Origin of the sequence: Mycobacterium sp. DBP42 (assembly GCF_005924235.1) — a bacterium.
Taxonomy (GTDB): Bacteria; Actinomycetota; Actinomycetes; order Mycobacteriales; family Mycobacteriaceae; genus Mycobacterium; species Mycobacterium syngnathidarum.
In genome coordinates this window covers 90,391-105,015 of the sequence record NZ_VCMY01000019.1, presented here as the reverse complement: position 1 = coordinate 105,015, position 14,625 = coordinate 90,391, and the positions used below count along the sequence as shown (strand labels likewise).

The following is a 14,625-nucleotide window of genomic DNA, read 5'->3' as shown; positions in this document are numbered from 1 at the left end:
GGGCGGGAGGGGAGGCCCGGTGGATTGCGGCAAGCGCCTGCGCGCACTGAGTGAGCAGCCGTGCCCGGCCGGCATCGTCGAGCGTGCGCTGAATCCGCCGCACGATGGTCTGGCCCCCGATGAAGTCGCAGATCAGGAACGGATCCCCAAGGGCGGCAACGGAATCGTCGGCGACCAGCACGTGCGGGACCGGTGCCCCGGCCAGTGCTGCCGCCCGTTGCGCCTCGGCCTCCAGTTCCATCCCGGCATGCACCTCATCGGGTGCACCGGTGCGCAGGATCAGCGGGCGCCGAGCGGTGCCGGTGATCGCGTCGAAGGACCAGGTGGTGCGGCTGGCCCCGCCGGTCAGCTCGCGCAGGTTCTCCACGGCCACGCCGTCACCGAGCACTCCGGTGAGGACCTGGACCAACTTGGGGGCGAGAAGGGCGGGCTCGGTCACCGCTTGGCCTTGCCGAACCCGAACAACCGCTGCGCCACTCGCCGCATCTGGATCTCCTCGGCCCCCTCGGTGATCCGGTAGCGCCGGTGGTGGCGGTAGATGTGCTCGAAGGGCTCGTGACGGCTGTAGCCGATGCCGCCGTGTACCTGCATGGCCCGGTCGGCGGCCTCACACACCAGACGGTTGGCGCGGTAGTTGGCCATCGAGACCTTGTCGGACACCTCCATGTGGTGGTTCTGGTCCAGTTGAGTTGCCGCATAACGGACAAGCAGCCGGACCATCTGTGCCTCGGTCTGCAGTTCCACCAGCGGCCACTGCACGGCCTGGTTCACCGCCAGCGGCTTGCCGAACACCTTGCGCTCGTTGGCGTAGCCCACGGCGCGGTCGATACAGAACTGAGCGGCGCCCAAACTGCTGGCGGCCTGACGAATTCGGTTCTCGTGAAGGAAGGTCTGGCCGACCTCCAGGCCGCGGTCCACCTCGCCGAGCACCGCATCTGCGGCCACCCGCACATTGTTCAACTCGACCTCGCCGTGATCGGTGGGCATGTTGAACGTCCACCAGTAGAACGGGACGGTGAAGCCCTCCGAATCGGTGGGCACCAGAAACGCGGTGATCCCACGGGCCTGCCCTGGCTCACCCGAGGTCCGGGCAAAGATCAGATCATGCGTGGCCCGGTGTACCCCGGTGTTCCACCGCTTGCGGCCGTTGATGATCCAGCCGTCTCCGTCCGGCATCGCGGTGGTCTCCAGCCAGGTGGCATCCGAGCCGTGGTCGGGCTCGGTCAAGCCGAAGGCCATCGAGCGCTTGCCGGTCAGCATCGCCTCGACCCATTCGGACTTCTGGGCCTCGGTGCCGAACCGGTCCATCATGATCACCTGTGGAAAATTGCCGACGATCGAGGACTCGTCCTGCAGATCGTTGTGCAGGCCGAGGCCCTTGTGCGCCAGATGTTCCCGGATCACTGCCATGTCCAGGTTGCTGCCGTCGCGGCCGCCGAACCGGGCGGGCAGACCGTAGCGCAGCCAGCCGGCGGCATCAGCGCGCCGACGCATCTCGCCGAGCAGGTCTTCCCAGGCCCGGGCGGGTATGCCGCCGTTCTCCCAATCGGTGCGGGCATATTCGCGGCGCTGGTCGAAATACTGCATCTGCTCGCGCTCGAGCGGCTTGATATCGGTCTCGATGAACTCGTCCATGTCGGCGAGGACGGTTGAAAGATGTTCGGGTAAAGCAAAATCCACGATGATCTCTCTTTCTCGGGTCGAAAGCTCGGGTCAGAAGCCGTACAGGGTTCGTTTCCAGATGGTGGACAGGGTGGTGATGGCGTCGGCATCGTTGATCTCGATGCCGAGCCCGGACTGGCCTACGAAGACCGTGGTGAAGTTCTCGAACAACAACGCGATGGCCGCTCCGACATGTTCGGGTTGCAGTCCCTGAGCGTGGCCCTGTCCCTGGGCGTGGTGCACCGATGCGATGACGATGTCGATACCGAACCGCCGGAACTTGTTCTGCACGTCGGCGAATCGCTGCTGCGTGGCCGCCAGCTGGGCGACCGCGATCATGATGCCGATGTTCTGTTTGAAGATGTTCCAATAACCCGTGACCACCGTGGTGAAGAACTCGGTGTCGTCGGGGGAATCCGGCAGGTGCAGGTTCAGTCCGGACGGCTCGACCACATCGTGCAGGAAGGACTCCGCCAGCGCGGCCAGCAGATCTTCTTTGTCGCTGAAGTATCGGTAGAACACCGCCGGGCTCTTACCCGCGGCCGAGGTGATGTCGGCCAGGGTGGTGCCGTGAAAGCCGCGCTCGGCGAACAGTTTCCGTGCGGCCAGCTCAATGGCGGACCGGGTCTGACGGCCCTTGGTGCCCAGCTCGGCGGCGGTCATCGAGGTCTCAGCCCAGTATCCGGTCGCCGGCCCGAAGTAGTGCGCTGGGCAACTCATGGCCCACGGCGTCCTGGGCGATGCGGGCCGCGTCGACGGCCGCGGCCAATTCGACGTCGACGGCGATGTCGCTGTCGCGCAGCAGGTACACCAGGTCCTCGGTGGCGATGTTGCCGCTGGCACCGGGGGCGAACGGGCACCCCCCGAGCCCGCCGACCGACGCGTCCAGCCGGGTGACGCCGGCTTGCACGGCTGCGTAAGCACTGGCCAGTCCGGCCCCGCGGGTGTTGTGGAAGTGCGCGCCCAGTGGCAGGTCCGCGATCAGCGGCCGGACCTTCTCGATCAACGAGCTGACCCGTCGCGGGGTGGTGGTGCCGATGGTGTCGGCGATCGCTATCCGGTTCGCACCGAAACCAGCAGCCGCCGAGGCGATGTCGAGTACCCGCTGCGGATCGGTCGGGCCGTCGAACGGACAGTCCCACGCGGTGGCGATGATCACCTCGACCGAGGTGTCGCTGTCGTGCGCGATGGCCACGATGTCGGCGATCTGTGCGGTGGCCTCGGCCGACGTGCGGCCGACGTTGGCATGGGAATGCGCATCCGATGCGGACACCACGTACTCGATCGACCGCAGGCCCGCGGTTATCGCTCGTTTGGCACCGTTGGGGCTGGCCACCAGCGCGGAGAACTCCACGTCGGGAAACCTGTGCAGTTCTTCGGCGAGCTCGGCCGCGTCGGCCAGCGCCGGCACCTTCGAGGGTGAGACGAAAGCCGTCGCCTCCACCTCCCGCACTCCGGTGGCGACGATGGCTTCGAGGATAGCGACCTTGGCGGACAACGGAATCGGCGTCTCGATCTGGAGGCCGTCGCGTAGGCACACCTCGCGGATGTCGACCTTGTCGGGCAGGTTCATCTCACAGCACCCCCTCGGAGCGCAGGGTTTCCAGGTCTTGTGCACTGCGGCCGAGCAGGTCGCCGTACACCTCGTCGTTGTGCTGACCGGGCCGCGCCGATCCGGCGTTGCGGATGGTGCCGGGCGACTCGGAGAGCACCGGGACGACGCCGGGGCCCTTCACGGTCCGTCCGATCCGCTCATCGTAGTGGTCGGCGATCATGCCGCGGGCCTGCATTTGCCGATCCTGCACCACCTCGGCAACGGTGTTGATCGGCCCGCTGATCACTCCCGCCTCGGACAAGGTCTCGATGATCTCCTCGGGTTGCCGTTTCCCGGCCCATTCCCCGATGATCTTGTCCAGTTCGTCCTGATTGCGGCCGCGGGCAACGTGATTGGCGAATCGGTCGTCGGTCGCCAGCTCGGGGGTGCCCATCGCCGCACACAACCGGCGGAACACGGTGTCCTGGTTGGCCGCGATCACCACCCAGCTGCCGTTGGCGCTCTGGTAGATGTTGGACGGCGCAATGCCCTCCAACCGCGTGCCAGACGGTCCGCGCACCACCCCACCGATGTCGTAGTCGGGGATGGTGGATTCCTGTATCGCCAGACAACTTTCGGTCAGCGCGGTGTCGACGATCTGGCCCTCGCCGGTGACGGTCCGCCGATACAGCGCCGCCAAGGCGCCCTGGGCGGCGAACATGCCGGCCAGGCTGTCGCCGAGGGACAGGGCCAGCCGCGGTGGGGGACCGCCGGGGAAGCCGTTCATGTGGCGCAACCCGCTGGACGCCTCGGCCACCGAGGCGTAGCCGGCTTTGCCGGCGTCGGGCCCGGTCTGCCCGTAGCCGGATACCCGCACCAGGATGATGCCCTTGTTGCGTTCGCGCAGAACGTCGTAACCCAGGTTCCATTTCTCCAGGGTGCCGGGCCGGAAGTTCTCGACGATGATGTCGGATCGCTCCACCAGGTCCAGGAAGAGTTCGCGTCCTTTCTCGGTGCGAAGGTCCAGCGTGACGGCCTTCTTGTTGCGGGCATGCACGGTCCAGAAGAAGTGGTGCCCGTCGAGTTCGGCCTGGCCCCAGGTGCGCAGTGGATCCGGGGTGGCAGGCAGCTCGATCTTGATGACCTCGGCGCCCATGTCGCCGAGCAGGCGGCCGGCGAAGGGGCCGGAGATCAGGGTGCCGAGCTCGATCACCCTGATGCCGTCCAGCGCGCCCGCCGCTGTCACAGCGAAAACCCGTGCCGGTGCAGCCAATCCGTGCAGATCGAGACGGCCTGGCGCAGGGTGTCCCGCTGATCCGGGCCTGAGTAGTAGTGGTTGGCGCCGGGGATCTCGTGCATCTCTTTGTCCTCATGCCCGATGGCCTCGTAGAGGCGACGGGTGTGGCTCGGTGTGCAGGCGTCGTCGGCGAGGTTTCCGATCACCAGAGCGGGCACCGCGATATCCGGTCCGGCCTTGACCGCGTCACCGTTTGCATCGTCGTAGCTCCACTGCGACAACCAGCTGCGCAGGGTGCAGAACCGGGCCAGGCCGACCGGGCTCATGTTGACCACCTGAGGATCGCCGAGATAGCAGGTGCCCGGGGTGCGTTCATTGGGATCGACGGTCGGGTCCAGCCAGCGCGGGTCGGCCATGGTGCCGTGCACGACGAAGGCGAACTCGTCATCGGGACGTCCGGCGGCCTTGAGCTCGGCCAGCTTTTCTTTGACCCACTTGGTGATTCGTCGGTTGCGGGCGATCTGAGCCTGGTGGTAACGCTCGAGGAACTCGGGTGTGTACGGCGGCTGGTTGGGATTGTCCGGGTTGTAGAGGTCGAGCTCGGGATCCCGCTTGGAGGGATCGTTCTCATCCAGGATGGAGGCGTCCATCCATTCGGTCATGGTGCCGTGCCGGCTGATGTGTGCGGCCAGCAGCATGATTCCGTCGGCCGGGATCAACCCCAGTTTGGTCAGATCGGGCCCGTCCCCGGACGGGCTGGCCGTCACGGTCGGGTTTTGCGCCTGCTGTTGGTAGAACACCGACAGTGAACCGCCGCCGCTCCAACCGGCCAGCACCACCTTCTCGTAGCCCAGTCGGTTCTTGGCGTCCTTGATGCACTCGCCGAGATCCTCGACCACCTTCTCCATCAACAGGGCCGAGTCGGTGCCGCGGAACCGGCTGTTGCAGTAGATGACGTGGTGCCCGGCCCGGGCCAGGGCATTGATCATCGGCAGGTAGGCACCGCCGCCGATCGGGTGCATGAACACCAGCACGGTGTCGGACGGTTTCGCTTTTGGCCGCAGCAGGTAGCTCTCCAGCACCACGAGCTCGGCGACCCCGCCGTACACGTCGCGCACCGACGAGTTGTTCTGGTAGGCAACCAGATACGGGATGCGGTCGTACTCGTGCTTTACAGGTGCTTCAACTGTTGTCATTAGTGCTGCCCCAGGTCGTTGGCGAGGATTTCGGCGGACGGGATGAGACGACGACGGGTGTCGATGGCGATCACCGACCAGTCGACCCGGTCGTAGTCGTCGAACTTGCGGCGGGCGCGTTCGCGCGCCTTCTCGGGCGCCCCGTGGTGCACACCCTGCGGTGCATGGGAAACCAGGCCGGGCGGCATCGGGATGCCGTAAAGCGAGCCGCCGTGGAAGAACGCGATCTCGTCGTAGTCGACGTTGCGGTGATACCACGGGGTGCGTTCGGTGCCCGGCACGCTCTCGGCGGGCTTGGGCAGGAAGTTCATCACGTACACGCCGGTGGCCTGCATGAAGAGGTGCACCGTGGGTGGCAGGTGCACGCTTTCGGAGGTGATGACGGTGTAGTCCTCGATGTTGAAGGTGAACGGGAAGTTGTCGCCCCGCCAGCCTTCCACGTCGAGCGGATTGTGTTGGTAGAACAGCGAAGTCGGACCACCTTCATGGACCAACCGGACCTCGTACTCCTCCCGGCCGTCATCGTCGACGGGCTCCGGCTCGGGGATGGTCACCTGCGCCGGGTCGAACGGGAAGTGCCGCCCCAGGGTGCCGGCCGGCGGGACGCGGAAATCGTCGGTGGCTTGGATCATCAGGAAAGTGCTCGCTCCGTCCTCTCCACTGTCGGGCACCTGACGGAACGTGCAGGCTTTCGGGATGTAGACCCAGTCGCCCTCGCGGTAGCGCAGGGGACCGAATTCGGTTTCCAGCAGACCTGCCCCCTTGTGTACGAACAACAGCAGGTCGCCGTCGACGTAGCGGACGAAGAACGGCATTTCCTCACTGCGGCGGCTCAACAGCACCTGGCAGTCGGCGTTGGAGAACATCAGCAGCGGGCCGCCTTGTGCATCGGTGGCATCGCTGGGTTTGAGCTCACTGGACAACACGTCGGTGGGGCGCAGGGGACCAACGGTGCGGTAGGCGGTGGGGTCGTTGCGCCGGTACATGTTGGCGGTGCGGCCGACGAATCCGCCGCGACCGAGCTCGTCGTCCTTGAGGCCGTCGAGGTCGGCATGTACCCGTTTCGGGGTCTTGCCTTTTCGCAGGTGGACGAAGGATTCCATGCTCGACTCCTGAACGGTGTGGGGCGAAAACTGAAAGTGACTTTACTTTTTGTTACCACTGGTGACAAGGGGTGCACGGGACTGAATCACCGGGTTTTGGCCTCGGCGCGCCGGGGTAGCCCTGGAGCGGGCGCCCAGGCTCGCTGCTGCCCGTCGGTGTCAACGGAAAGGACTCTGATGCGAAAGGAATTGGAAGGCCGCAGGGTGGGAATCCTCGCCGCCGACGGTGTGGAGCGCATCGAACTCGAACAACCTCGCGCGGCCGTCGAGAACGCGGGTGGCCACGTCGAGTTGCTGTCGCTCAAGGCCGACGACATCCAGGCCCGCGATCACGATCTCGAACCCGCAGGAACCTTTTCCGTGGACCGCACGGTCGCCGAGGCGAAGGTCGATCAGTTCGACGCGCTGATTCTGCCCGGGGGGACGGTGAACCCGGACAAGTTGAGGCTCGACGAGACCGCGGTGGCGTTCGTCCGCGACTTCGTCCGATCGGGCAAGCCGGTGGCGGCGATATGTCACGGTCCGTGGACCCTGGTGGAGGCCGACGTGGTGCGCGGTCGCACGCTGACCAGCTATCCGAGCATCCGCACGGATCTCGGCAATGCCGGCGCCACCGTGGTGGACCGTGAGGTCTGCATCGACGGCAATCTGATCACCAGCCGGTCGCCACGGGATCTTCCGGCGTTCTGCGAGGCCATCACAGAGGTGCTGGCAAGCAGCCCGGCCCAAACCTGAGTGCCGGCCCTTTGGGCTGTCAGATCATCGAGGTCCGGGGGATCTTCATCCCCAGCGCCAGTGCACCGGCCAACTCGCGGCTGGTGTCGTAGTCGAACACCACATGGCCGGACAGGACGTCGACGTCGCGCTTGAAGCGTTGCAGGGGGCTGGACAGGAAATGGATGCTCGCGCCGCCGGCGCCCAGTAGGTCGGCGATGACGGCCTTCGACTCGCTGACGATGTGCGCCGCCGACAGCCGCGCCTGCGCGCGCACCGGTTTGTCGACCGGGTCGCCGGACGCCACGATCGCTTCGATCTCGCCGACGGTGTCGGCCAGCAGAGCCCGCAACGCGCGCACCCGTACCTGAGCCCCGGCCAGGTGGGCCTGAGCGATCGGCTTGTCCTTCTGTATGACGCCTTCGTAAGGCAGTACGCGTTCGCCCAGGCGCTGCGCGTAGATCTCGGTGACCCGCTCGGCACTGCCCAGTGCCGGCATCGCGGCCAACAGGGCCAGTGCGGGCACCATCGGCCAGCGGTAGGCGGAGCCGTCGTGCAGTCCGGCACCCGGAGCCGTCGTGCAGTCCGGCACCCGGAGCCGTTCCGGAATAGATGTCGAGCACCTTCACCAACCGGTGCTCGGGCACGAAGACGTCGGAGGCGATGGCGTCGTTGGACCCGGTGGCTCGCATGCCGTCGGTGTGCCACACATCGGCCACCGTCACGTCGCGGATCGGCAGCAGCGCCAGCGCCGGGTACAGCCCGTCGTCGGGGCCGCACAACGCCGCGACGATGATCCAGTTCCCGTGCATCACGCCGGTGGCCCAGGACCACCTGCCGGTCAGGCGAATGCCTCCGTCGACCGGTAGTCCCCGCCCGGTCGGCGCCAACGGAGCCGGAGCAAGGAACGGTCTGCTGGCGAACGCCTCCTCCTGGGCCTGCTCACCGAACAGCGACAGCATCCAGTTGTGCAGGGCCAGGAAGCCGATCGTCCAGGCGCTCGAGGTGCAGCCGTGGGCCATCCGGCGTACGGGGTCCAGGATCTGCGGGAAATCTGCCTGCCGACCGCCAAACCGCGCGGGTACCAACAGTTCGGTGAAACCGGAGTCGACAAGCTCGGCCACCGTCGCATCGGGAAGCCGGCGCAACTCCTCGGCCTCAGCGGCCCGCTCGGCCAGGCGGGCGACGAATTCGGCGGTGATGGAGCGGTCGGTGGTGAGGGGGGAGGTCATGTGTCGAAAGTTACCATACTTTTTAGTATGGTCAGGTTTCGGCCCGGTGCGAGGGCGTGTGCAGGCAATTTGGAATACCGGTTGGCGACGATCGGATAACCCTCCGGACACCGGTTGTGAACGGATAAGCATCGGTGTTCATCGAGCGCCGCCGGTGCGGTCCGGGGGAGGAACGCGTTTTTGCAGGTAGATCGCCTTCCGATGGGCACGAGATAAAGCCGAATTCACTTTTCTGAATCCGTAGATATGCAGTTCGTTGGCGCGCCGCGGGTTTTCCCTCGTCGTGGACGCGTGATTTACTCAAGGCGCAACAACTGAATTCTTCGGTCCGCTCATCAGAGGCACCGGCTCGGACGAGCGGGCGTGACAGTGCAACGACGACTCGGTCGTTGCCATGTCGCTTGGCGACGCTGATCGCCGACCGCGCAAATGGCGTAATGACCGGAAGACGGATGGATTCGCAGTATGACCTTCATTGACAAGATTCGTGGCCATTGGGCCCGCCGCATGACGGTGGCGGCCGTGGCAGCTCTGTTGCTGCCTGGCTTGATCGGCGTTGCCGGCGGATCGGCAACCGCTGGGGCCTTCTCCCGCCCGGGCCTGCCGGTTGAGTACCTGATGGTCCCGTCGCCGTCGATGGGCCGCGACATCAAGATTCAGTTCCAGAGCGGTGGGCCGGGTTCGCACGCGGTGTACCTGCTCGACGGCTTGCGCGCTCAGGACGACTTCAACGGCTGGGACATCAACACCAACGCGTTCGAGATGTTCCTCGACAGTGGCCTGTCGGTTGTCATGCCCGTCGGTGGCCAGTCGAGCTTCTACTCCGACTGGTACAACCAAGCCTGCGGTAAGGCCGGTTGCACCACGTACAAGTGGGAGACCTTCCTGACCAGCGAGCTGCCGCAGTGGCTGGCCGCCAACCGCGATGTCGCCGCGACCGGTAACGCCGCGATCGGCCTTTCGATGGCCGGCTCCGCCGCGCTGATTCTGGCGACGTACCACCCTGACCGGTTCATCTACGCCGGTTCGATGTCGGGCTTCCTGAACCCCTCCGAGGGCTGGTGGCCGTTCCTGATCAACATCTCCATGGGTGACGCGGGCGGCTACAAGGCCAACGACATGTGGGGCCCGACCGAGGACCCGAACAGCGCCTGGAAGCGCAACGACCCGATGGTGCAGATCCCCACGCTGGTGGCCAACAACACCCGCCTCTGGATCTACTGCGGCAACGGCCAGCCCAACGAGCTCGGCGGCGGCGATCTGCCCGCCACCTTCCTCGAAGGCCTGACCATCCGCACCAACCGGACGTTCCAGGACAACTACATCGCCGCAGGCGGTACCAACGGTGTGTTCAACTTCCCGGATTCCGGTACCCACAACTGGGCCTACTGGGGTCAGCAGTTGCAGGCCATGGTTCCGGACCTGCAGCGGGTGCTCGGCTAGCCAGCCCCGCGAACAGACACAGAACTGCCCCAAATCTTCGGATTTGGGGCAGTTTTGTATCTGGCGGGAGAAGGTATCTGGCGGGCGAAGTGTCAGAAGCCTCCGGCGACCCTCACCACCGCGCGTCCCGAGTAGCGGCCGGCCCGGACCTCGTCGAGCACCGCGACGACGTCCTTGGCGTCGACCTCGTGGGTGACCTCGTCGAGATGGTGAGGTTTGAGCTGACCGCCCAACTGCTGCCAAAGCTCGCGTCGCGGTCCGATGGGCATCTGTACCGAGTCGATTCCCAGCAGGGATACGCCGCGCAGGATGAACGGCATGACCGTGGTGTTCAGTGCCGTACCGCCGGTCAGCCCGCTGGCCGCCACCGCGCCGCCGTACTGCAGACTGCTCAGCACGTCGGCAAGTGTGGCGCCGCCGACACAGTCCACGGCCCCGGCCCACCGCGTCTTGCCCAGTGGCCGGGGTTTGGCCTCGGGATCGGCCGGGAGGCGGCCGATGACGTCGGATGCGCCCAGGGCACGGAGATGATCGGCCTGATCGGGCTTTCCGGTCGACGCCACCACCTGGTAGCCGGCAGCTGCCAGCAGGTCCACGCCGACCGACCCGACGCCGCCGGTCGCTCCGGTCACCACGACCGGACCGTCCTGGGGTGCGACGCCGTGCCGGGTAAGGGCCTGCACGCTCATCGCAGCGGTGAATCCGGCGGTGCCGATCGCTGCGCCTTCACGCGGTGTCAGCGGGCCCAGTGCCACCACTTGATCGGCCGGTAGCCGGGCGTACTCGGCGTAGCCGCCATGATGACCGGTGCCGATCTGATACCCGTGGGCCAGCACCAGATCGCCGGGCGAGAAGTCGGGGGACGCCGAGGTGACCACCTCGCCGGTGAGGTCGATACCCGGGACGATCGGATAGTCGCGCACCACACCGCCTTTGGGGGTCAGTGCGAGCGCGTCTTTGAAGTTGACGCTGCTGTACTGCACCCGGATGGTGACCTCGCCGTCCGGCAGGTCGGATGCCTGCAGCGTCTCGACCGCCGCCTCGATACGGTCGTCTTCCTGCCGCGCGACGAGCGCTTGGAATGTGTCCATGACGTCACCCTAGTTGGCCGAGCAGACGCAAAACTGCCCAAAACCAGGCGGTTTTGGGCAGTTTGCGGCTGCTCGGCGGAAGCGGAAGCGCTACTTCAGCTCGGCCGAGGACAGGCCCAGCAGGCGGCGGGCTACCACCAGCTGCTGGATTTGCTGCGTGCCCTCGAAGATGTCGAGGATCTTGGAGTCGCGGGCCCACTTCTCCAGCAGGGTCTGCTCGGAATAGCCCACGGTTCCGGCCATTTCGACGGCTTTGAGGGTGATGTCGCTGGCCACCCGGGCGGCCTTGGCCTTACCCATCGAGGCTTCCTTGGAGTTGGGGATGCTGTTGTCGGCCTGCCATGCGGAGCGGACGGTCAACAGGTACCCGGCCTCCCAGTCGGCCTCCATCCGCAGGAACTCCGCGGCGGGGGCACTCTGCGCGTGGGCCGGCTTGTCGTAGGAGATCTCGATGCCGGCGTCGGTGAGAATCGCGCGCAGATCCTCCAAGGCGGCGCGGGCGATGCCGACCGCCATGGCCGCCACGATCGGCCGGGTGTTGTCGAAGGTCTCCATGACCCCGGCAAAACCCTTCTCCACGTGGATCTCTGGATCGCCCAGCAAGTTGTCCTTGGGGATGCGGGCGTTCTCGAAGCGGATGACCGCGGTGTCGGAGGCCTTGATGCCGAGCTTGTGCTCCAGGCGCTCGACGGTCACCCCGGGATGCTCGCGCGGCACGATGAACGACTTGATCGCCGCGCGGCCGAGGGACTTGTCCAGGGTCGCCCACACCACGATGTGGGTGGCCCGCGAACCTGCCGTGACGAAGATCTTCTCGCCGTTGATCACGTACTCGTCGCCGTCGAGCACCGCGGTGGTGGTGACGGCCGCCGAGTCGGAGCCGAACCCGGGCTCGGTGATGGCCATCGCGGCCCACACGTCCTTGCCGAGGCGCTCGAGCTGCTCGGGTGTGGCCACCGAGGAGATGGCGGCGTTGCCCAGGCCCTGCCGCGGCACCGAGAGCAGCAGGGCGACATCGCCCCAGCTGATCTCCAGAGCGTTGAGCAGCGCAGACATGTTGGCGCCGTTGACGGTGACCTTCTCGCCCTTGGTGTTGGCGTCGTCACGGAACGCCTCGGCGCCGGCGAACGAGATGGTCTTGGCGCTCGAGATGCCTTCGAACAGCGTGGCCAGGGTGTCCAGCTCGACCGGATAGGCGTGCTCGGCGAGGTCGTACTTGCGCGAGATCGGGCGAAGCATCTCGGCGGCGCCCTGGTGGCCCTTCTCGATGACCGCCTGGAGCTTGCGGGGCATTTCCAGATTGATTGCCATGATTAGTCTTTCGGTTCAAATACGCGGAACGATGGCTGGACTAAATCACCACGACACCCTCGGCGACGCCGATGGCCCGCAGATCGCGGTACCAGCGCTCGACCGGATGTTCCTTGGTGTAACCGTGACCGCCCAGCAGCTGCACGCCGTCCAGACCGATCTGCATGCCCTTGTCGGTGCCGAGCTTGCGGGCCAATGCCGCCTCGCGCGCGAATGACAGGCCCTGCTCGGCGCGGGCGGCACCGCGCCAGGTGATCAGCCGCAGGCCGTCGAGCTCGATGGCGATGTTGGCCGTCATGAACGCCACCGACTGGCGGTGGGCGATCGGCTCGCCGAAGGCCTGGCGTTCCTTGATGTAGGGGATGACGTAGTCGAGCACCGCGTGCGAGGTGCCGACGGCCAGCGCGGCCCAGCCCAGCCGGGACAGCGCGATCGCCTCGCTGTAGTCCTGGTCGGTGGCACCGTCCTCACCCAGGAGGTTGCTCAGCGGCACGGCCACGTTGTCGAGTTCGACCTGGCCCAGTGCCGCGGCACGGATACCCATGCTCGGATCGGCCTTGACCGTGAGGCCCGGTGACGCGGCCTCGACGATGAACAATGCCGGCTTGCCGTTCAATTGTGCTGCCACGATGAAGATTTCGGCATCGGCGGCCGCCGGTACCAGAGACTTGACGCCGGACAGGCGGTAGCCGCTGGGGGTGCGCACCGCGGTCGTCTTGAGTGCGGTGGGGTCGAACAGGGCGTGCGGTTCGGCGATCGCGACGCAGGCTTGCGGCACGTTCTCGCCGGCGAACTCTTTGAGATAGGTGGCCTGCTGATCGGCGCTACCCCAGTGGGTCAGCGCCGCGGCGACACCGCCGGGTGCCAGGATCGGCAGGGCCAGGCCCATGTCGCCGTAGGCCAGGGCCTCGGCGACGAGCGCGTTGGTCACGGTGCTGCGGTGCTCGGCGATGCCGTCGAAGTCCTCGGGCACATTCACGGCGGTGATGCCCAGTTCGGCGGCCTTGGCGATCAGATCCGCGGGGTAGGTCGCTGCCTCGTCGGCGTCATGCGCGGCCGGACGCAGGATCTCCTCGGCGAACTCCCGGACCGTCTCGACGATCATCTGCTGGTCTTCGTCGGGCGTCAGGTCGAAGTAATCGGCGCCGCTGGCCTTGAGTCGGGTGGGCGCCTTACCCAGGCCCTGGATGCGCTGAAACTGGCGGGTGGCTGCACCGGCGGTCGAAAAGACCTGCTTCACACCGTATTTCAGGCTGCGGTTGAGCGGATCGCGCAGGCCGTATCGGTCCAGGAACTCCTGGCCGACGATGGGCGTGATCAGCGCCAACCCGATGTCGGTCGCTGTCCGCTTGTGCTTGTGCAGTCCGACCGCGCTTTGCCGGCCGGAGCTGGAGGGACGGGAGGGGGTGCCGTTCTTGGACGGCAGGGTGTTGGTCATGTCAGCTGCCTCTGTTGGTCGTGGCGACGCATCTGACCGTATCTTACTCCGGAGTAAGGTAGGGCATCTGTTACCAACTTCACACCGTCTGCGGTCCGGCTTCCGCGGCCGAGAGCTGGTCGTGCCGCGCGCGGTTCGAGTGCACCTCGTCCATGTGGGCCTCGGCCCAGGATTTGATTCCGATCATCAGACGGTGCAGGGAAAGGCCCAGTTCAGTCAGCTCGTAGGTGACCGTGACAGGAACGGTCGGCGTCACGGTCCGGGTGAGTAATCCATCGCGTTCGAGGGATCGCAGGGTCTGGGTGAGCATCTTCTGGCTTACCCCGGCCAGGCGGCGGGACAGCTCGGAGTAGCGCATCGGACGCGGTTGGCCCGCATCGCCGATTCCGGGCTGCGGGCCGTCGCCCCCGAGTGCGGCCAGGATCAGCGCGACCCACTTGTCGCTGATCCGGTCGAGCAGTTGGCGGCTGGGGCAGTTCGCCAGGAAGGCGTCGTATTCCAGCTTTGCTCGCGCCCGTTTCTGGGCCGCGGTCGTCGTCGGCATGTCGGGATCCGTTCGTCCGTGGTGAGTTACGCACCTTGAAGTGCCTACTTCCCATTAGAGAGCTACCACTCCATCGTGGAGTACGTAAGCATTCCGCCACAAGATGTTCAGGAGTGAATT

At 66.2% G+C, this 14,625-nt stretch carries 13 protein-coding genes and 1 pseudogene; 2 read left to right on the top strand and 12 right to left on the bottom strand.

Going from position 1 to position 14,625, the window contains the following annotated elements; translation table 11 throughout:
• The 7 genes from E0T84_RS18255 to E0T84_RS18225 form a co-directional block, all read right to left on the bottom strand.
• A partial coding sequence (locus tag E0T84_RS18255) for a phosphotransferase (protein WP_171055073.1) occupies positions 1-439 on the bottom strand: 439 nt, incomplete at its 3' end.
• The gene (locus E0T84_RS18250; protein WP_138745131.1) at positions 436-1,680 is read right to left on the bottom strand and encodes an acyl-CoA dehydrogenase family protein; all 1,245 of its coding nucleotides are present in this window, start codon (positions 1,678-1,680) and stop codon (positions 436-438) included. The genes E0T84_RS18250 and E0T84_RS18255, both read right to left, overlap by 4 nt.
• Positions 1,681-1,713: 33 nt before the next feature.
• On the bottom strand, positions 1,714-2,325 hold the full coding sequence (locus E0T84_RS18245; protein WP_070184633.1) for a TetR/AcrR family transcriptional regulator: 612 nt from the start codon (positions 2,323-2,325) through the stop codon (positions 1,714-1,716).
• A 7-nt stretch (positions 2,326-2,332) separates the two neighbouring features.
• On the bottom strand, positions 2,333-3,235 hold the full coding sequence (locus E0T84_RS18240; RefSeq protein WP_138745130.1) for a hydroxymethylglutaryl-CoA lyase: 903 nt from the start codon (positions 3,233-3,235) through the stop codon (positions 2,333-2,335).
• Between the two features lies 1 nt (position 3,236).
• On the bottom strand, positions 3,237-4,442 hold the full coding sequence (locus tag E0T84_RS18235; protein ID WP_070184635.1) for a CaiB/BaiF CoA-transferase family protein: 1,206 nt from the start codon (positions 4,440-4,442) through the stop codon (positions 3,237-3,239).
• Positions 4,439-5,629 carry a S9 family peptidase gene (locus E0T84_RS18230; protein WP_138745129.1) on the bottom strand — a complete coding sequence of 397 codons (1,191 nt, stop codon included), beginning with the start codon at positions 5,627-5,629 and terminating at the stop codon, positions 4,439-4,441. The genes E0T84_RS18235 and E0T84_RS18230 overlap by 4 nt, the downstream gene beginning before the upstream one ends.
• Complete coding sequence (locus tag E0T84_RS18225; RefSeq protein WP_075909368.1) at positions 5,629-6,732, bottom strand: homogentisate 1,2-dioxygenase; 1,104 nt, start codon at positions 6,730-6,732, stop codon at positions 5,629-5,631. Before E0T84_RS18225 ends, E0T84_RS18230 begins: the two co-directional genes overlap by 1 nt.
• Positions 6,733-6,909: 177 nt before the next feature.
• On the opposite strand from E0T84_RS18225, the gene E0T84_RS18220 reads away from it, so the two are divergent.
• Positions 6,910-7,467 carry a type 1 glutamine amidotransferase domain-containing protein gene (locus E0T84_RS18220; RefSeq protein ID WP_070184638.1) on the top strand — a complete coding sequence of 186 codons (558 nt, stop codon included), beginning with the start codon at positions 6,910-6,912 and terminating at the stop codon, positions 7,465-7,467.
• Positions 7,468-7,486: 19 nt separating this feature from the next.
• Here E0T84_RS18220 and E0T84_RS18215 read toward each other — a convergent pair.
• Positions 7,487-8,678: pseudogene (locus tag E0T84_RS18215) on the bottom strand (acyl-CoA dehydrogenase family protein).
• Between the two features lie 465 nt (positions 8,679-9,143).
• Here E0T84_RS18215 and E0T84_RS18210 point away from each other — a divergent pair.
• The gene (locus E0T84_RS18210; RefSeq protein ID WP_070184640.1) at positions 9,144-10,121 is read left to right on the top strand and encodes an esterase family protein; all 978 of its coding nucleotides are present in this window, start codon (positions 9,144-9,146) and stop codon (positions 10,119-10,121) included.
• A 92-nt stretch (positions 10,122-10,213) separates the two neighbouring features.
• On the opposite strand, the gene E0T84_RS18205 is transcribed toward E0T84_RS18210, so the two are convergent.
• The 4 genes from E0T84_RS18205 to E0T84_RS18190 form a co-directional block, all read right to left on the bottom strand.
• Positions 10,214-11,212: an oxidoreductase gene (locus E0T84_RS18205; protein WP_138745128.1), complete on the bottom strand. Its 999-nt coding sequence runs from the start codon at positions 11,210-11,212 to the stop codon at positions 10,214-10,216.
• 90 nt (positions 11,213-11,302) lie between these two features.
• Complete coding sequence (locus E0T84_RS18200; protein ID WP_070184642.1) at positions 11,303-12,523, bottom strand: acyl-CoA dehydrogenase family protein; 1,221 nt, start codon at positions 12,521-12,523, stop codon at positions 11,303-11,305.
• A gap of 40 nt (positions 12,524-12,563) precedes the next feature.
• Complete coding sequence (locus tag E0T84_RS18195) at positions 12,564-13,961, bottom strand: acyl-CoA dehydrogenase family protein (protein WP_070184643.1); 1,398 nt, start codon at positions 13,959-13,961, stop codon at positions 12,564-12,566.
• Positions 13,962-14,040: 79 nt separating this feature from the next.
• On the bottom strand, positions 14,041-14,505 hold the full coding sequence (locus E0T84_RS18190; protein ID WP_070184644.1) for a helix-turn-helix domain-containing protein: 465 nt from the start codon (positions 14,503-14,505) through the stop codon (positions 14,041-14,043).
• Between the last annotated feature and the right edge of the window lie 120 nt (positions 14,506-14,625).